The 17,451-nt window shown below is 61.8% G+C and carries 16 protein-coding genes; 10 read left to right on the top strand and 6 right to left on the bottom strand.

Going from position 1 to position 17,451, the window contains the following annotated elements; all coding sequences use genetic code 11:
* Positions 1 to 655: 655 nt before the first annotated feature.
* The 5 genes from AC26AR_RS09625 to AC26AR_RS09605 all read left to right on the top strand — a co-directional run bounded on the left by AC26AR_RS09625 (position 656) and on the right by AC26AR_RS09605 (position 4,452).
* Positions 656 to 1,522 carry a tripartite tricarboxylate transporter substrate binding protein gene (locus AC26AR_RS09625; RefSeq protein WP_488106865.1) on the top strand — a complete coding sequence of 289 codons (867 nt, stop codon included), beginning with the start codon at positions 656 to 658 and terminating at the stop codon, positions 1,520 to 1,522.
* 76 nt (positions 1,523 to 1,598) lie between these two features.
* The gene (locus AC26AR_RS09620; protein WP_488106864.1) at positions 1,599 to 2,069 is read left to right on the top strand and encodes a tripartite tricarboxylate transporter TctB family protein; all 471 of its coding nucleotides are present in this window, start codon (positions 1,599 to 1,601) and stop codon (positions 2,067 to 2,069) included.
* Positions 2,069 to 2,227 carry a hypothetical protein gene (locus tag AC26AR_RS09615; RefSeq protein WP_488106863.1) on the top strand — a complete coding sequence of 53 codons (159 nt, stop codon included), beginning with the start codon at positions 2,069 to 2,071 and terminating at the stop codon, positions 2,225 to 2,227. Before AC26AR_RS09620 ends, AC26AR_RS09615 begins: the two co-directional genes overlap by 1 nt.
* A 24-nt stretch (positions 2,228 to 2,251) precedes the next feature.
* The gene (locus tag AC26AR_RS09610; protein ID WP_404626771.1) at positions 2,252 to 3,589 is read left to right on the top strand and encodes a tripartite tricarboxylate transporter permease; all 1,338 of its coding nucleotides are present in this window, start codon (positions 2,252 to 2,254) and stop codon (positions 3,587 to 3,589) included.
* A 161-nt stretch (positions 3,590 to 3,750) separates the two neighbouring features.
* On the top strand, positions 3,751 to 4,452 hold the full coding sequence (locus AC26AR_RS09605; RefSeq protein ID WP_488106862.1) for a FadR/GntR family transcriptional regulator: 702 nt from the start codon (positions 3,751 to 3,753) through the stop codon (positions 4,450 to 4,452).
* 121 nt (positions 4,453 to 4,573) lie between these two features.
* On the opposite strand, the gene AC26AR_RS09600 is transcribed toward AC26AR_RS09605, so the two are convergent.
* The 3 genes from AC26AR_RS09600 to AC26AR_RS09590 all read right to left on the bottom strand — a co-directional run bounded on the left by AC26AR_RS09600 (position 4,574) and on the right by AC26AR_RS09590 (position 8,009).
* On the bottom strand, positions 4,574 to 4,810 hold the full coding sequence (locus AC26AR_RS09600) for an STAS domain-containing protein (RefSeq protein WP_488106861.1): 237 nt from the start codon (positions 4,808 to 4,810) through the stop codon (positions 4,574 to 4,576).
* A 258-nt stretch (positions 4,811 to 5,068) separates the two neighbouring features.
* Positions 5,069 to 6,355: an NAD(P)/FAD-dependent oxidoreductase gene (locus AC26AR_RS09595; RefSeq protein WP_488106860.1), complete on the bottom strand. Its 1,287-nt coding sequence runs from the start codon at positions 6,353 to 6,355 to the stop codon at positions 5,069 to 5,071.
* A gap of 235 nt (positions 6,356 to 6,590) precedes the next feature.
* Positions 6,591 to 8,009: a sodium:solute symporter family protein gene (locus AC26AR_RS09590; RefSeq protein ID WP_488106859.1), complete on the bottom strand. Its 1,419-nt coding sequence runs from the start codon at positions 8,007 to 8,009 to the stop codon at positions 6,591 to 6,593.
* Between the two features lie 228 nt (positions 8,010 to 8,237).
* On the opposite strand from AC26AR_RS09590, the gene AC26AR_RS09585 reads away from it, so the two are divergent.
* Positions 8,238 to 9,209 carry a LysR family transcriptional regulator gene (locus AC26AR_RS09585; protein WP_488106858.1) on the top strand — a complete coding sequence of 324 codons (972 nt, stop codon included), beginning with the start codon at positions 8,238 to 8,240 and terminating at the stop codon, positions 9,207 to 9,209.
* Positions 9,210 to 9,372: 163 nt separating this feature from the next.
* On the opposite strand, the gene AC26AR_RS09580 is transcribed toward AC26AR_RS09585, so the two are convergent.
* Positions 9,373 to 10,938, bottom strand: a complete 1,566-nt coding sequence (locus AC26AR_RS09580) for an aldehyde dehydrogenase family protein (protein ID WP_488106857.1) — start codon at positions 10,936 to 10,938, stop codon at positions 9,373 to 9,375.
* Between the two features lie 3 nt (positions 10,939 to 10,941).
* Complete coding sequence (locus AC26AR_RS09575) at positions 10,942 to 11,862, bottom strand: NAD(P)-dependent oxidoreductase (protein ID WP_488106856.1); 921 nt, start codon at positions 11,860 to 11,862, stop codon at positions 10,942 to 10,944.
* A 128-nt stretch (positions 11,863 to 11,990) separates the two neighbouring features.
* Here AC26AR_RS09575 and AC26AR_RS09570 point away from each other — a divergent pair, with 128 nt between their 5' ends.
* Complete coding sequence (locus AC26AR_RS09570; protein WP_488106855.1) at positions 11,991 to 12,941, top strand: LysR family transcriptional regulator; 951 nt, start codon at positions 11,991 to 11,993, stop codon at positions 12,939 to 12,941.
* Here the strand turns inward: AC26AR_RS09570 and AC26AR_RS09565 are convergent.
* A complete protein-coding gene (locus tag AC26AR_RS09565) occupies positions 12,921 to 13,844 on the bottom strand; it encodes a LysR substrate-binding domain-containing protein (RefSeq protein ID WP_279854814.1) in 924 nt (307 codons plus the stop codon). The two genes, AC26AR_RS09570 and AC26AR_RS09565, sit on opposite strands and share 21 nt — an antisense overlap.
* Positions 13,845 to 13,992: 148 nt before the next feature.
* Here AC26AR_RS09565 and AC26AR_RS09560 point away from each other — a divergent pair, with 148 nt between their 5' ends.
* From AC26AR_RS09560 to AC26AR_RS09550, 3 genes are all read left to right on the top strand, one after another.
* A complete protein-coding gene (locus AC26AR_RS09560) occupies positions 13,993 to 14,469 on the top strand; it encodes a nuclear transport factor 2 family protein (RefSeq protein ID WP_279854813.1) in 477 nt (158 codons plus the stop codon).
* 79 nt (positions 14,470 to 14,548) lie between these two features.
* Positions 14,549 to 15,190: a glutathione S-transferase family protein gene (locus AC26AR_RS09555; protein WP_488106854.1), complete on the top strand. Its 642-nt coding sequence runs from the start codon at positions 14,549 to 14,551 to the stop codon at positions 15,188 to 15,190.
* Positions 15,191 to 15,236: 46 nt separating this feature from the next.
* Positions 15,237 to 17,354, top strand: coding sequence for a 2Fe-2S iron-sulfur cluster-binding protein (locus AC26AR_RS09550; RefSeq protein ID WP_488106853.1), 2,118 nt, complete (start codon positions 15,237 to 15,239; stop codon positions 17,352 to 17,354).
* Positions 17,355 to 17,451 lie beyond the last annotated feature (97 nt).

Below are 17,451 nucleotides of genomic sequence, written 5' to 3'. Positions count from 1 at the left end.
CTCTCGGCACGAGTCACCTTAGCCCAGCCAGATACGATCGACAAACAAATAATTACAACTGTCGAATGGTGCTTTAGTGCAGTTCGCCGTTGGGTGTTCCTAGATCACCCGGCTATGACGCCGGGCAGGACGCGGGCTAGTTCCGGGATAGGGCAGGCGAGCTTCCCTAAAATGAAGGAAAGGGTGATTTGTCGTAAATTGATAGATAAATCATCAATATCAATGGTTTATGTGTTGAATAGTAGTCGGTTATGCGCAGAGTAGGTCGTGGATTGCGGCCATTGGATAAGGGTCTCGCTAGCCTGGTTCGGCTATTCTAGAGGTAGATCCCGTCCCCCCCACGACAGCCAACCCTCACTTCCTCGATGATGCTCAATTTTGGATTGGTCTAAAGTTTAAGTTGTTATAACTTATAAATTTCGTGCGTCCCGCTGACACTGATCTCAGTGCCTGAAGCAGCCAACGCCAACCTTCATGACGCTGTCCCACGCTGCAATGCCGCTACAGACATAGCCACGCAACGCCTCCATAACGAGACAACGAGAGAGTCTCGCCATGCGTAAATTGTCACAAGTTCTCTGTACCTCCGTGCTGACCCTGTCCGCCTCCGCGGTGATGGCAGCTGACTACCCCCTACAAGCCCATCACGCTGATCGTGCCATGGTCTGCCGGTGGTGGCAGCGATGCGGTCGGCCGTCAGCTGGCGGCGGGTCTTCAGGAAGAGCTCGGTCAGCCTGTCAATGTGGTCAACAAGACCGGCGGTTCCGGGGTGGTGGGTCACATGTCCATGAAGATGGCGCGCCCCGACGGTTATACCCTGGGGCTTGGCATCGCAGAGATTGCCACCTACCAGCATATCGGTACCGCGCAGCTGTCCTATGAGGACTTCACGCCTATCGCGCTGCTGAATCTGGATTACGCCTCTTTTACGGTGAACGCCGATTCCGAGTGGAAGACCCTGGATGATGCCCTGTCGGCGCTGAAGGCCAATCCGAGCGATTACACCGTCTCCGGCTTCGCGCCCGGGGCTGCCTATCATCTGTCCTTCGCCGGCTTCCTGGATCAGCAGGGCATCAATCCGAATGACGTGACACTGGTGCCCAGTGAAGGTGCCGCGCCGGGTCTGCAGGAGCTGGCAGCCGGTGGTGTGGATATCGTGTTCTCCTCGCTTCCGGAAATCGAATCCATGCGCAAGTCCGGACGCGTCAAGGCGCTGGCGGTGCTGGCCAATGATCGCGTCGATTCCTTCGAGGATGTGCCTTCTGCCAAGGAGTTGACCGGCTCCGAGTGGAGCCAGGGCTCCTGGCGTGGCCTGGTCGGGCCTAAGGGGCTGCCGGAAGAGGTGACCGCACGCCTGTCGGAAGCCACCGAGAAGGTCTGGAAGTCCGAGCAGTTCCAGGACTTCATGTCCGGTCGCGGTTACGGCACCGTCTGGGAAGATGCCGAAGGTTTCCGTGCCTTCATGAAAGATCAGGATGAGAAGAACGCTGCCACCATCGAAAAGCTGGGCCTGGCCAACTGAACGCGCGGGTCGCCGTGAGCGTCTGCCATTCAGCGTGTTCGATCGTTTCTTTCTGAGTCTTCATGAGTAACCGCACATGCGTACCAACGACAAGGTCACGGGTGTGGTGACGGCAGCCTTCGGGGCTGCCGTCATATATGCCTCCCTCGACTTGAAGAACCTGCCGCGCCAGGAATATGGGGCCGGTACCTTTCCCACGGTCATCGGCGCACTGCTGATGCTGTTCGGAGCCATCCTGCTCGTCCGTGGGCTGCGCAATCGTGAAGTCTGGTTTGCCTGGCAGCACCCTGTGCCGCTGATTACCTTCATTATGACATTGGCAGCCATCTGCGCCTCCATCGTGGCCTATATCTACCTGACGCCTGTCATAGGTTTCCCGGTGGTGTCCTTCGTGCTGCTTACGTTGCTGCTCTATGCCTTCCACCATCGTCGCTGGTTGCCTGCCGGTGGTATCGCGCTGGTGGCCACGGGAGTGATCTGGGAAGTCTTCGGCCAATTGCTGCACGTTCCGCTTGAGCTGGGCCTGCTGAAAAAGGTGATCTACTGATGAGTGACTTACTGCAAGCCGCCACGATGGTGTTCACGTGGGAAGTGATGCTGATCATTCTGGCAGCCTCCCTCTTCGGGCTCTTCATGGGCGCCATCCCTGGCCTGACGGCCACCATGGCCACGGCACTGCTGGTGTCGGTCACCTTCTTCATGTAGCCGCTGCCGGCCATCGCCGCCATCGTGTCCGCGACTGCCATGGCCATCGTGGCCGGCGATATTCCCGGGGCGTTATTGAGGATTCCCGGCACACCGGCCTCGGCGGTCTATACCGAGGAAGCCTATGCGATGGGCAAGCAGGGCAAGGTCGGGCTGGCACTGGGGTTAAACGTGACCTGCTCGATGATCGGTGGGGTGATCGGGGTGATGATCCTGGCCTTCTTCGCGCCGCGCATTGCCGAGTTCGCCATCCAGTTCACCAGTGACGAATATTTCTGGCTGGCTCTGCTGGGGCTTTCCTGCGCGATCCTCGTCTCCGGCAGTGACCCGCTCAAAGGCGGGATCTCGATGCTGGCGGGGCTGGTCATCGCGATGGTGGGCATGGATAGCGTCTCGGGTCAGATGCGCTTTACCTTCGGCAACTATGACCTGTTGGCCGGTATCTCCATTCTGCCGGTGCTGATCGGGCTGTTCGCGATTTCCGAGCTGATCCGTCGCATGCCGGAAACCCGCAATGCCGCGCCGCTGGTGCCGCCCGTCATCAAGCGTCCCTTCGAAGGCGTTGGCGCAGCACTCTGGAAATACAAGGGCGGTGTCGTTCGCGGCGGTGCCCTGGGAACCGTGATCGGGGCCTTGCCGGGCGCCGGCGCCGATATCGCGTCTTGGATCAGCTATGCCGTGAGTCGCAAGCTCTCCAGGACACCGGAGAAGTTCGGCAAGGGACATCCGGAAGGCCTGGTATCGGCCAGTTCCGCCAACAATGCCTCGTTGTCCGGTGCCTATATTCCGGCATTGGTCTTCTGGATCCCGGGGGATACGGTCACGGCGATCATCATCGGCGTCCTAATGACCAAGGGCATCACGCCGGGTCCTGACGTCTTCGTCGACCAGGCACCGTTGGTCAATGCCATCTTCATGGTCTTCGTGCTGGCCAATCTGCTGCCGTTGCCGCTGGGCTTCATGGCGATCCGTGGGGCGCGACACATCCTGTCGATTCCCACCGGTATCCTGTTCCCGCTGATCCTGATGTTCTGCATCGTCGGGGCGTTCGCAGCCAACAATGCGATGTTCGATATCTGGATCATGCTCGGTATCGGCCTGGTGGGCTTCTTCATGGCCGAAAACGACTTCCCGGTTGGGCCGATGATTCTGGCGGTGATTCTGGGGCCGATCGTCGAGAGCAACTTCATGCGCTCGATTCTCAAGTCCAATGGGGACCTGGCGGCCTTCGTGGATCGTCCCATCGCCATGGTGTTGGCGATTGCCGCAGTGGCGGTCTGGACCATGATCATCGTCAACGGGGTGAAAGCAGGGCGTCGAGTACCGCAGACACCGGCATCGGAACTCCCTCAGGATGCCTAAGTGAGATGACGCGTCGGACCGAGAGGGGCTTGCGGGGGAGCGACCATGGAGGGTACTGCCCCTTAGTCTTTTCTCATGAGGCAGGGTTTCCGGTAGAATCGCACACCATCTGATATGCCTGAAGGTGGACCAAGTGTGATGAGAAAGGGCGACATGACACGATGAGTGACACAGCCAAGCATTCACTGGCGTTGGTGGTCTACGAGAAGATACTCGCCGCCATCATCAGCGGTGATTATCCCGTCAACAAGAAGCTGCCGACCGAGGCGCGATTCTGCGAGCTGTATGAGGTATCCCGCCCGGTACTGCGTGATGCCTTGGCGCGTCTGCGTGAGGACAATCTTGTCGTGTCGCGGCGGGGGTCAGGCAGTTTCGTCATCAATCGGCCTGATAGTGCCGTGCTTGAGTTCGCACGGATCTCCAGCATCGCCGACATACAACGCTGCTTCGAGTTTCGCACCAATGTCGAGGCCAGTGCGGCGGGCCTCGCCGCGCAGCGGCGCACGCCAGAGCAGCTGGAGCACATACGTCAGCGTTTCGAGGCCATCAATCAGGCCAATCTCAATCATGATCGCGCCTGCGAGGAAGACTTCGAGTTTCACCTCGCGATTACCGAAGCCGCCAGCAATCACTACTACGCCACCGTGTTGCGCTCGCTGAATCAGAGCATCAAGGAGGGCATGAATCTGACGCGCGGCCTGTCACTGCGTGCCTCCGAAGAGCGCCTGCGGATTGTCCAGGATGAGCATCAGGCGATCATCGATGCGATCGCCGGCAAGGATTCATCAGCCGCGGAAAGCGCCATGCGCGCCCATCTCGAGGGGGCTCGTCGGCGCATGTTCGAGGGGGTGCACACGCCCTAGCCTCACAGGGTGCGAGCGGTCCACCTGCCATTTCAGCTTCACGACAATGCCTCTGATCATTTCTGATCAGAGGCATTGTCGTCTCTGGAGCGCAATGCTGACCCTGTGATGGCTGCGCTCGTCACTCGTCTGCCAGCCAGCGCCTCGCGACCGCGAAGGCGCGTGGCTTGTTGCGGCACCAGGACAGTTCTCCCGGGCGCTTGTGAATGCCGGCTCGGTGAAGCTTGAGAATTAGATGGCTGGCGATCGCCGACAGGAGCATCGGCACATGCTGGTGGCGCATGTCATCGATCCGAGACTGCAGAGCGACGATGACCGTGCCGTCCATGCTGGGCACATCGTCCATGCTGAGAATCACGTTCTAGATCTTGTTATTGCTTATGCCGTATTAGGCGGCAATTGCCTCGACTAACAGCTCCAATCGTGCCCTATAGCGTCGAGTGCATCTCTATGATCGGGCGCTCGCACTCGCCGCCTCCCTCAAGTAGGGTTGTCTGAAAGCGAGATTCTTGGAACAGGCGTGGCACTGGGACAATAAGCCCCTGACGGTTCGCCTGCCAGGGGCTTTCACGCTCATGGACCAAGCCATTTACCCAGCTTTCTCAGATAGGCGAGATCATTGGCAGAACCTGACCGGTGACAGGCTGCGCGCGTAGCCCGGCAGGGGCTCGTGCGCCACCGTGCGTGCCACCAGATCGCCCGTCTCGGCCGAGAGGGTGAGCCCCAGATGGCCATGCCCGTAGGCGAGGAGCAGGCCGGGGCATCCAGGCATTTCTCCCACTACTGGTAGGCCATCGGGGGTGGAGTGGCGCACGCCCATCCAGTGGCGGGCGACGTCGAGCGGCTGACCGAATAGAGTCTCGCCCCATTGTGTGAGGGCTTGCCAGCGCTGTGGTGAGGCGGGGCGCGAAGGGGCACAAAACTCGGTAGTGCCCGCTAGGCGAATGCCTTCCGCCATTGGCGAGGCGTAGAAGTGATGCGCCAGCCAGCCCACCGGGCGTGAGAGTGGCAGCTGGGTGGCGAGTTCGATGTGATAGCCGCGCTCACTGACCACCGGCAGACGCTTGCCGAGTCCCGCCAGCAGCGTATTGCTCGCGATACCGGCGCAGATCACCACATGCGGGACCTCGTGGGAGGTGGTGGCGGTGTCGATGCGCCACCCACCACTGGCCAGCGGCGTGAGGGCGTCGACCTGCTGCGCCGTCCACTCAAGGCCACCGTCTTCAAGCTGTGAGAAGAGTTGGTGGCTGAGTGACAGCGGGCTGGTGAGGTGGCGGGTGTCAGGGAAGAACAGGCCGCCTGCCAGCCTCTTCGGGTTGAGCGATGGTTCCATGTCCCGCAGCTGGCTTGTGCCCAGTGCTTGACATTCGACCCCATCACGGCGCTTGGCCTGGGCCATCTTCTCAAGCGCTGCCTGGGTGATGGCGGTGTCGCGCTGGATCTGTAGACAGCCGTGCTGCTGGAAAAGCGGCACGGATGTGTGGGTCTGAAGATCCTCGATCAGGGCATGCTGTCGTTCGACGGCATTGGCCAGCAAGGCGATCAGATCTGCCTTGTGGCGCTGGAAATTGGTGGGCGTTGCCGCCTTGAGGAAGCGCCAGCCGAAGTCCGCCAGGGCGGGGGTGTGGCGCAAGGCGATGGCAAGGGATGGCTGCCTGCTCAGCAGGTGGCCCGGCAGCTGGCGCAGGGTATCACCGCTGGCCATCGGCGAGGTGGCGTAGTTGGCAATCAGACCGGCGTTACCGAAGGAGGTGCCTTCGCCGACGGGATTCGGGTCATACAGTCGAACGTGATAGCCACGCGCCTGCAAGGCGCGGCAGGTCGCCAGACCGATGATACCGGCGCCGATGACGGCAATGCTGTCGTGGCTCGTCGCTTCGGCGGCGGGGGATTGCGGGGTCATCGTGCTTACTCTCTTAGCCGATCATGCCGGGCGGGCAGCCCGACATGATCGGCGTGATGAAGACGGTGGCAGGGACGTGACAGGTCTTGGAAGACTTGCTGGTCGAGCGGTGCAGACCCTGCCGATGGCTCAGTTGTCGCGGTAGAACTTCCAGGAGGCGATGGCGATGCCCACGGCGGTGAGGATGCTCAGCAGACAGATGGTGTAGAGAGTGAATCCGAACATGGTCAGGTCCTCAGGAGTGAGTGGGCTGGGTCGCGGTATCGTGATCTGGAGCAGCATTCAGCAGTTGATAGACCAGAGTGAAGACCGTGATGTTGACGATGACGCCAGCAATCAGCGGGGTGAGCCCGGTGAGGGCTTCCAGCTCCAGGCCACTCCATTTCCACATGCTGGTGGCCAGGGCGCCGGCGATCATCGCGGCCACACCAGCACGCTTGCAGCGAATCCTGAACAGCACGGCGAAGATGAACGGCAGCAGGATGGTCGGCGCCCACAGGGCGTAGCTCAGCAGCAGCGCATCGATGATCGAGGTGGCGTAAAGCGCGAACACGATGGCGCCCAGCCCGATGGCCAGATTGACGCCGCGCTCGATCCACAGCTGCTGCTTGCCGGACATGGCGGGGTTGATGAAGGGCTTGTAGATGTCGGTCACGAAGATGACCGCTGCCGAGTTCAGATAGGAATCCGCCGTTGACATCACCACCGCCAGCAGTGAGGCCAGCACCAGCCCGGTCAGCCCCAGCGGCAGAGCGTCGCGGATCAGTTCCGGCATGGCCTGATCCGGCGAGATCTGCGGATAGAGCACCAGCGCGATCAAGCCGATGGTGGAGCTGACGGCATAGAACAGCAGACCGAAACCACCGGCCAGCGAGTAGCCGATCCTGGCATGACGGGAATCCGGTGCGGACAGGGCGCGCTGGGTGTAGGGCGGGACGAGGGTCTCGCCGAGCAGGAAGGCGATGAAGATGCTGATGAACATCAGCGGCGTGTAATCGCCCATGAGGCTGAAGTGTTCGCTGGGGAGTGCGGCGATCAGGGCATCCGGGCCACCGATCTTGTCGAGCCCGACGATCATGGTGATGGGCAGGAAGACCGCGAGCATCACGAACTGCACCACGTCAGTCTGGATCACGGCCCACATGCCGCCGGCCGTGGAGTACACCAGTACCACTGCCATGCCGATCAGGATGCCGGTGCTGATCTCGATGCCTAGGATGGCATTGAAGACGGTGCCGATGGCCAGCGCCTGGGCGCCGAGGATGCCGATGCAGAAGATCAGGGAAAAGATGCCGGTCAGCAGGCGGGCGCTGCGACCATAGTGATGCGCCATGATGTCACCGACCGTCTGTGCCCCTGCATAGCGCTTGAGGCGTGGCGCGATGTAGAGGCCCGCGATGATGGTAGCGATGGGGAAGGCGGAGGCCGCGAACATGAAGGCGTAGCCTTCATCGAAGGCCTTGCCGGCGCGTCCCATCGAGGCACCACCGCCGAGGAAGGAAGCGGCGAGCGTGGCGAACAGCACCGGCCAGATGATCTTGTTGCCGGCGACGGCGAAGTCGGCACTGCTGGAGGTCTTCCTGGCACTGCGATAGCCGATGTAGAGCAATATCGCGAAATACAGCAATAGCCCCATGAGGTCGATCATATGCATTGTCTGTGGCCCTTTGTTGTTGGTTATGAGGGTCTGATCAGCTTCCTCCCGCTGGGGGTATAAGCACAACTAAAGGCTGTCTATTAAGTCATAAGAACAATTTAGAGCCTATACACGAGAGGCTAGTCTTGAGCGTCCAGCCTCAAGCGTCCATTCTCGAACGCCAGGCACGAGGGCCTTGCCACGAGAGTCCCGTCACGAGAGCCCCGCCACAAGAGCCCAGTTGTCATGAAACTCAGACATAACCTGCGTCAGTTGCAGATCTTCCAGGAAGTGGTGCGCACGGGCAGTCTCTCCCAGGCAGCGCGTCGGCTTGGCTTGACGCAACCGGCGGTGAGCACGGCGATCGCCAATCTGGAGAGTGACGTCGGGTTTCTGCTCTTTCGGCGTAACCACTATGGCACCCAGTTGACACCGGAAGCCGTCCATCTGGCGGAGGGAGTCGACAAGGTGCTGGCATCGGTGGGGCATCTGGATGAACTGACGGATGGTCTGCGGGATGGTCACGCCGGCAAGCTCACTGTGGCGTCGATGCCGGGGCTTTCGCCGACGGTGATGCCTCGAGTGATGTCACGCTATCTCGCCGACTTCCCCAGGAGTCGTCTGTCGCTGCAGACGTTCAGTTCACGCAAGATCGCCGAGTGGGTCGCCGAGGGCCAGTTTGATCTCGGGGTCATCGAGGCAGACGCCGCGGTCGAGGAGCTGGTGCTGGAGGAGTATCAGCTCTGCATGGCACTGGCCGTGCCTGTCATGCATCCATTGGCGCAACGCGAGGTCTTGTTCCCACAGGATCTGGCCGGGGAAACCATCATCACGCTGGATCAGCACCATCAGAGTACCTTGAAGCTAGCGCGTGCCTTCCAGCAGGCAGACATGACGCTGCAGGCAAGCATCGAGACGCATCTGTTTCCCTCGGTCGCGATGCTTGTCAATGAAGGGATTGGCATTGCCTTGATCGATCCGGTGACGGCGGAGGCGATGCTGGCGCGCCGCGATTGCCAGCTGCGCGTGGTGCCATTCGCGCCGACCATCAACCTGGATGTCGCGCTGGTCACCTCGCGTTTTCATCCCGTTTCCCGTCAGGGGCAGCGCTTCATGCCCTATCTGACGGCGGAGCTTGCCGCCTGGCAGCAGCGCTCGAAGGAGCGTTATGCCGTGACGATGCCGGAGGATGGCGAGGATGCCGCCCCCATGGTGTGAAGCCACTCATGATGGGTCACCGTCACGGACCTGGTCATCTCCCTCGGCGATACTGTCGACAACAATACCCTCGACAAATAAGCACCAAGGCCCCACCGCTGATGGGCGGTAGGGCTTGGGTTACCGTTTCAGGCGTGACCGAAGGGTCAGGGCCGCAGAGCCCTCATTCCAGACTCGCCCCATAGCCGAAGCTGGCGGCCGGTTCGGCGGCGGTCTCGACCCACACGCTCTTCACTTCGCTGTATTCGCGCAGCGCATCCAGTCCGGAGGAGCGGCCATAGCCACTCTCGCCGTAGCCCCCGAAGGGCGAGCTCACGTGGATGGTCTTGTAGCCATTGACCCAGAAGGTACCTGCACGTACCTGACGCGCCACGCGGTGCGCGCGACCGACATCACGTGTCCAGACGGCGCCGGCCAGCCCGAAGCGACTGTCATTGGCGATGCGGATGGCGTCGGCTTCCTCCTCGAACGGTATGGCGACCACGACCGGGCCGAAGATCTCCTCCTGCGCGCAGGTCATGGCGTTGTCGCCCAGCAGCACCGTCGGCGCGACATGATAGCCGCCGGTGTCCGGGATGGGCTTTGCTGATCCATTCGCCAGACGAGCGCCATCTTCAAGAGCGCCAGCCAGCATCGCCTTCACATGCAGGTATTGCTTGGCGTTGTTGATCGGGCCAATCTGGGTCGCCGGGTCCTGCGGGTCACCGAGGGTGAATTGCGTAGCGGCCTCGGCCAGCGCGCTGGTGAACTTCTCGTAGATAGAGGCCTGTACCAGTAGGCGCGAACCCGACACGCAGCTTTGACCAGCGCCGGAAAAGGTGGCCGCCTGAGCGCCGCGCAGTGCCACCTCGAGATCGGCATCCTCGAAGACGATATTGGCCGACTTGCCACCCAGCTCCAGCACGCTGGGAATGCTGCGCTGCGCCGCGGCGGTGGCGATATGGCGGCCGGTGGCGGGGGAGCCGACGAACACCACCTTGCGGATATCGCCCTCGGCGATGAACGCCTGGCCAATGGTATGGCCGTAGCCTGCGATGACGTTGACCAGTCCGCGTGGCACGCCGGCGCGCTCGATCAAGACACCGAGGGCCAGCGAGGACAGCGCCGTCAGCTCCGAAGGCTTGAGGATCACCGCATTGCCGGCGGTGATGGCGGGGGCGATCTGCCAGCCGGCGGTGAAGATCGGCGCATTCCACGGCGTGATCTGCAGCACGGTGCCCAGCGGCTCATAGGTCACGTAGTTGAGGTGTGAGGTCGGGACCGGAATCACCTCGCCGTGCAGCTTGTCTGCCCAGCCCGCGTAGTACTCGAACATTTCGGCGACCTTGGCCACCTCGACACGGGCATCGCGAATCGGCTTGTTGGCGCTTAGCGCCTCGAGTTCAGCCAGTGTCTCGGCCTGCTCACGAATCAGGCTGCCTATCTGATAGATGACGCGCCCACGCGCCTGGGCGGTCATGGCAGCCCACTGAGGTTGCGCCTGGCGTGTGGCGGCATTGGCGAGCGCGACCTGAGCGCGATCGGCATCCGGGAAGGACAGCATCAGGCTGTCATCATGGGCGTTGCGTACCTCGATGGCGTCACCCGTGCCGGTGACGAACTCACCGCCGATCAGGCTGCTGACGACAACACTGTCGTCAGGAGATTGGCTGCTGCTCTGAAACGCCTGCATCAATTCGGCGATGCGCTGAGCAATCGGGGAGGTCGGGGTCATGTCCTGGGTCAGCATGGATTATTCTCCGTGGCCAAAGAGGGTCGGGTCAGTGCGTTGCACGATGGCGCAGAAGTCTTCGCTGTCATCCAGGCTCGCGCGGCTCTCGTCCCAGAGCTGCGCCACGGCGTTGGCAAGGGGGAGCTCCAGTCCAAGCGTTGCTGCCAGATCACTGGCCAGCCCGACATCCTTGCGCATCAGGCCCATGGTGAAGCCGGAATCAAAGGCCTTGTTGATCACCCAGCTGGGGAACATCACCTGGCTTGCGCCGCTACGTCCCGAGCCCGCATTCACGCCTTCCAGCAACTTTTCTGGGGAGACACCCGCCCTGGCGGCCATGGAGACGGCCTCCGCCGTGCTGATCAGATGGCAGGCGGCGAGCATGTTGTTGGCGATCTTGGCGACGTTGCCCGCCCCACAGCTGCCAACGTGCACGCGGCTGCCGCTCATGGCTTCCAGCACCGGCATGGCGCGAGCCAGCACTTCCTCCTCGGCACCGATCACCATCGACATGCTGCCACTCGCCGCGCCCTTGGGGCCGCCGGACACCGGGGCATCGATGAAGTCGATACCACGAGTCGCCAGCGCCGCCGCCACCTTGCGGCTGGTCTCGGGAGTCGAGGTAGTGGTGTCAATCACGATCAGGCCGGGCTTGCCCAGGGCCAGCAGACTGATGGCGTCCTGTTCGGTTTCCTGAGCGCCTTCCTTGCCCAGACATAGCTGCTCTACATGCTCTGCCTTGGGCAGCGAGAGGATCACGATGTCGATCCTGTCCAACAGTTCTGCCAGTGAACTGACCGGCGTGACACCTGCCGCAGCGGCCTTGTCACGGGCAGCCTGTGAGAGATCGAATCCGAAGACGGGGAAGTCATGGCGAGCAAGCGTTGCGGCCATGCCGCCACCCATGTTGCCCAGTCCGATGACACCGACGGTTGTTGTCATTGTGTGATTCCTGTCGTGGTGAAAGGGGGATGGTCATCCGGTGACTCGAGTATGGACAGCGCTTCTGTGTTCCAGCAATAATCCGAAATTCACTTTAATGTTGCCTTCAAGGCAATGCTGGGGGCGTGATGAGTCTGGTGCAGGAACGACGTATCAGTCATTTCCACGAGGCCGCCAGACTGGGCAGCGTGCGGGCAGCGGCGGATTTCCTGAATGTGGCACCGTCTGCGGTCAGCCGACAGATCACCCAGTTGGAGCATGAGCTGGGCATGCCGCTGCTTGAGCGTCATCGACGTGGGGTCAAGCCGACGGAAGCCGGCGAGCGGGTGCTGGAGTACTACCGTCAGCGTCTGGCGCAGCAGGAGGTGCTGCTGGAGTCGTTGCAGTCATTGAAGGGGCTGCAGAGTGGCTCATTGGTACTGGCCATCGGCGAGGGCTTCATCGAGGGACTGGCTGGGCCCTTGAGCCGTTTTTCCGCTCGTTATCCGGGCATCGAGCTCAAGGTGAATCTATGTGGCAGCAATGAGGTGATCCGTCAGGTCGTCGAGGACGAGGCGCATCTGGGGCTGGTGTTCCATCCGGCAAGCGATCCAAGGATTCGCGCGCACGTCTCGCGCCCTCAGCCGGTATGCGCGGTGGTCAATCCAGCACATCCTCTGGCGCGCCAGGCGACCACGGCTGTGCCCGAGCCATTGTCGCTGGCGGCGCTCGACGGATATGCCCTGGCGCTGCCGGAGGTGTCGTTCGGCATTCGCCAGATCGTCGCGCAGGCGGAGCATCAGGCCGGGGTGATGCTGAGCCCGACGCTCACTTGCAACGCGCTGGCGATGCTCAAGCAGTTCGCGCTGCAGGGCGGCGTGACCCTGCTGCCGGATTTCGTGGTCAGTGAAGAAGTGGCAGCGGGCAGGCTATGTCGACTGTCGCTTCAGGAAGCGCCTTTCATCACGCCGCATGTGCAACTGATCAGTCGATTGGGCCGGCAACTGAGCGTCGGTGCCGATCGACTGCTTGGCCTGCTGCGCGAGGACATGACGGCCTTCAATGCACCGGAGGTAGGCTTAGTTTGTCAATCGCGCTGACGGTGTAGGATTCAGCACCGGGTCGGCGCGCAGACGCTCGGCGGCAAGATCCAGGAAGGTGCGTACCTTGGCCACGGCGCCGCGACCCTCGCTGTGCAACAGGTGGATCGGTAGCGGCGGTGGTTCGAGCTCCTCCAGTACGGCCTGCAGGCGGCCCTCGGCAAGATCCTCGCCAACCTGATACGAGAGCACGCGGGTGATGCCCCAGCCACTGTGTGCCGCCTCGATGCAGGCAGCAATGCTGCTCATCGTTAGCCGTGGGCTTACGCGTACAGAGTGTTCTCCCTCACGGCCGAAACGCCACTCCTTACCGTTGTTCAGTGTGCTTGAAGCAATGACGCGCTGTGTGGTCAGCGCCTCCAATGAGGTGGGAATGCCTTCGCGGGCGAAATAGGCCGGTGAGCCGCATACGACTCGTCGCACACTGCCCACACGGAGTGCCGAGAGCCCCGAAGAGGGTAGTGAGCCGATGCGCACGGCGATATCGAAGCCTTCCTCGATCATGTTGACCACGCGGTCCACCATCACTACTTCGGCGCGCATCTCGGGATAGTGCTCCAGATACTCCATCAGCAGCGGCATCACGTGAATGCGACCGAACTCGGTGGGGCAGGTGACGCGCAATACGCCGGTAGGGCGAGTCGCGGCGCCGCTGACGCCATCCTCCGCTGCCTGAAGCTCCGCCAGGATGCGCCGTGCATCCGCCAGATACCGCTCGCCGATCTCGGTCAGGCGCACGCGCCGAGTGGTGCGCGTGAAAAGGCGCGCACCCAGGCGGGCTTCCAGAGCATTGATGCCGCGTGTCACCGAGGGGGCACTCATGCCCAGCGCGCGGCTGCCTGCCGCGAAGCTTTCGGTATCCGCCACGGCCACGAAGACCTCCAGTGTCTGCAGTCGGTCCATTGCTGGCTCCTGTTCACGGCGATTATTGTCATCGGATGGAATAATGAATTCTATTTGGTGAGGATTCTAGCGCCATGTCGGGGAGAGTACCGTGGAGATGCGCCTATCCAATATGTGTCTGATCCCCCCAATCGCTGGAGTCGATGCCATGTCTGCCAATCTTCCACGTCATCCCTTGCCACCGTTCACCCCGGAAAGTGCTGCTCAGAAGGTGCGTCTCGCCGAAGACGGCTGGAACAGTCGCAATCCCCAGCAGGTTGCGCTGGCGTATACCCCGGATACCTGTTGGCGCAATCGGGCCGAATTCGTGACCGGGCGTGATGAGGTCGTGGCCTTCCTGACCCGCAAGTGGGCAAGCGAGCTTGAGTACCGCCTGATCAAGGAACTGTGGGCGACGACAGACGACCGCATTGCCGTGCGTTATGCCTACGAGTACCGCAACGACAGCGGCCTGTGGTTCCGCGCCTACGGCAATGAAAACTGGCAGTTTGATGAGCAGGGCCTGATGACCCACCGCCACGCAAGCATCAATGAACATCCGATTGCTGAAAGCGAGCGACAGTTCCATTGGCCGCTCGGGCGGCGTCCCGATGACCACCCGGGGTTGAGCGATTTTGGCTTCTGATTCGTCATCGCCAGTCACGTTTCCTGCAGCGCACTGCGCTTGCCGCTCTCGGCTCTTTCCTTACATTGTCAGGTGAATCATGAACCCACGCTTTGCTGCTACGTCAGCTCCCATCCGTCTGTTCCGCAATCCCAAGTCCGGCCACTGTCACCGCGTCGAGCTGATGCTGACGCTGCTGGACATTCCCTATGAGACGGTGGATCTCGACATGGCTAACGGCGCGCACAAGGCGCCCGATTTCCTCAAAATCAGCCCCTTCGGGCAGGTGCCGGTCATCGAGGACAATGGCGTCTTCCTGAGTGATTCCAACGCCATCCTCGTCTATCTGACCCAGCGCTATGACGGCGAGCGACGCTTCATACCCAGTGATGCGCTGGCAGCGGCCGAAGTGCAGCGCTGGCTGTCGGTGGCGGCAGGTGAAATCGCCGCTGGCCCCTGCACGGCACGCCTGGTAACCGTGTTCGGCGCCCCCTTTGACCACGAGCAGGCCATCGCTCGTGCCCATGCCCTGTTCGCCGTCATGGAGACCCATCTGGAACAGTGTCACTACCTGGTGGGGGAGCGTCTCACCTTGGCCGACATCGCGGGCTACAGCTATATCGCCCATGCTCCGGAGGGCGGTGTCAGCCTGAGTCCTTATCCCGCCATTCGTGACTGGCTTGCGCGTATCGAAGCCGAACCGGACTTCGTGGGCATGCCGACGAGCCCGATACTGGCCTGAGCCCCACCGTCATCTTGAGGGTTTATTCATGAATGAACATCGGCAGATGTTTCATGCAGGTGAGCGGCGTGTCCAGGCACGCGCAGGTGTGCCAGAGCATTATGTCGAGCAGGTCGCCCCCTATGTACGCGACCGAATGACCGAACAGCATGTCACGTTCTTCGCGAGCCTGCCGGTACTGTTCATGGGCGTGCCTGACAGTGACGGCTGGCCGTGGGCGGTGGTGAGCTTTGCGCCGCCCGGGCAGCTTTGCGCTGCCACGCCCGGTGAGCTGCAGGTGCATGCACGGCCGGCGCTGGAGGAATTGCTGGGACTCGAGTTCACTCCCGGTACCAAGATCGGCGTGCTGGGATTGGACCTCGCCACTCGTCGGCGCAATCGTCTGAATGGCACCTTGCTTGACTCTGACGCGGTGGCGGGCGTGGCGTCGGACGGGCTGCGGATCGGGGTCGATCAGAGCTTCGGCAACTGTCCGCAATACATCCAGCAACGTGAGATCGACTGGGCTGCCGAGCAGACCAAATCGCTCGTCAGCCGTGAGGTGGCACTGAACGATGAGGTGTCGCGTGTCTTGCTGGCCCAGGCGGATACCTTCTTCATTGCAACCCGCGCAGGTGAGCTGGATGACGCTGCGCCCAACGGCGTGGATGTCTCGCATCGTGGCGGCAGGCCAGGCTTTCTGCACATGAATGCCGATGGCAGCCTGTCGTTTCCCGATTTTGCCGGCAACCGCTTCTTCAACACCCTGGGCAATATCGAGCTGGATTCGCGGGTCAGCCTGTTGATTCCTGATTTCATCACGGGCGAGGTGTTGTTGCTCAAGGGGCATGCTCGGGTCGACTGGAACCCCCAGCGGGCAGCACTGGTCGAGGGCGCCGAGCGTATCGTGGATGTGGTGCCTGAGCAGGTACTGCATGTCGAAAATGCCTTGCCCACCCAGGCGCGACTGATCGAACGCTCGCCATCGCTTGCGCTTACCGGTGACTGGCCGGCAACGCGCGATGAACCATCGACGCTGCGACGTCTGCGTGTCATCGGCAAGGTGCGCGAAAGCGAGACGATCACCTCCTTTTATCTGACGCCATGGCCGCAAGCGGGGCAGGTTCGCGAATCGGCGGAAATCGCTGCCTATCAAGCCGGCCAGTTTCTGACCCTGCGTCTTGCTTCCACACCACAGCATCCTCTGTCGTCAGGCGAGATTGCGGTGATGCGCAGCTACAGTCTCTCGCAGGCTTGGCGGGCGGGACAGAATGCCTACCGCATCTCGGTACGCCGCGATCCCAAGGGGATCGCCTCACGACTGCTACATGATGAATTCGCGGTGGGCGATGTGCTGGAAGCGACACGACCGGCGGGGGATTTCATGTTGCAGGACTCCCCCGCGCCCATCGTGCTGCTGTCATCGGGTGTCGGCATCACGCCGATGATCGCCATGCTGGATGGCCTGGTTCAGCTGGCAGACGCGGGGCATCCTCCGCTCGGCGAGGTGGCCTTCGTACACGCCGCGCGCAATGGGCGTGAGCTGGCGTTTCTCGACACGCTGGAGCGCTGGTCGCGCGTGCATGCGTGGTTGCAGGTACATATCGCCCTGTCACGCCCGAGTAAGGCGGATCTCGTGGCCGGGCGGCATCAGTCAGTGGGCAGGCTGGAGCCAGTGAGTCTGGCGGGCAATCTGCCGGGCCTTGCCTCCAGCCATGTCTATCTGTGTGGCTCCGAGGGCTTCATGCGCGCCCAATACGCCGCCCTGATGGCGCTGGGCTTGCCGCGTGAGCGACTGCATCATGAATTCTTCGGCCTTGGCTCGCTGGAGGAGGAAAATCCCCTCGCGGTTGCGCTATCGGCAGACTTTCAGGCGAGCTTGCCGGAACGTACCCAAGTCACCTTCACGCCGCGCGGGGCGCCTGGCCAGCCGTCCTCCAGCGATGTGGACATTACACGCCAGTGGACGCCCGAACAGGGCAGCCTGCTGGAGCTGGCCGAGCAGTCAGGCGTGAATGCCATGTCCAGTTGTCGTTCCGGGCGCTGTGGTAGCTGCGCATTGCGACTCGTCGAGGGGCAGGTGCAGTATCCCGAGTCGCCACAGGCCGCCGTGGCTCAGGGACAGGTGTTGATGTGCTGTGCCTATCCGGCGGGAGAGGCGCCTCTGGTCATCCAGACGCTGTGAGCTATGTCGTCAGGCGCGAATGGCTCGGTGTGAATGACTGAGATTGAATGACTGGGCTCGATGACTCGCGCGGCTGACAAGCCTGATGGGAAACAAT

This window comes from Cobetia sp. PS-4MA, from assembly GCF_057670765.1.
This window is presented reverse-complemented; position numbering and strand designations above follow the sequence as displayed.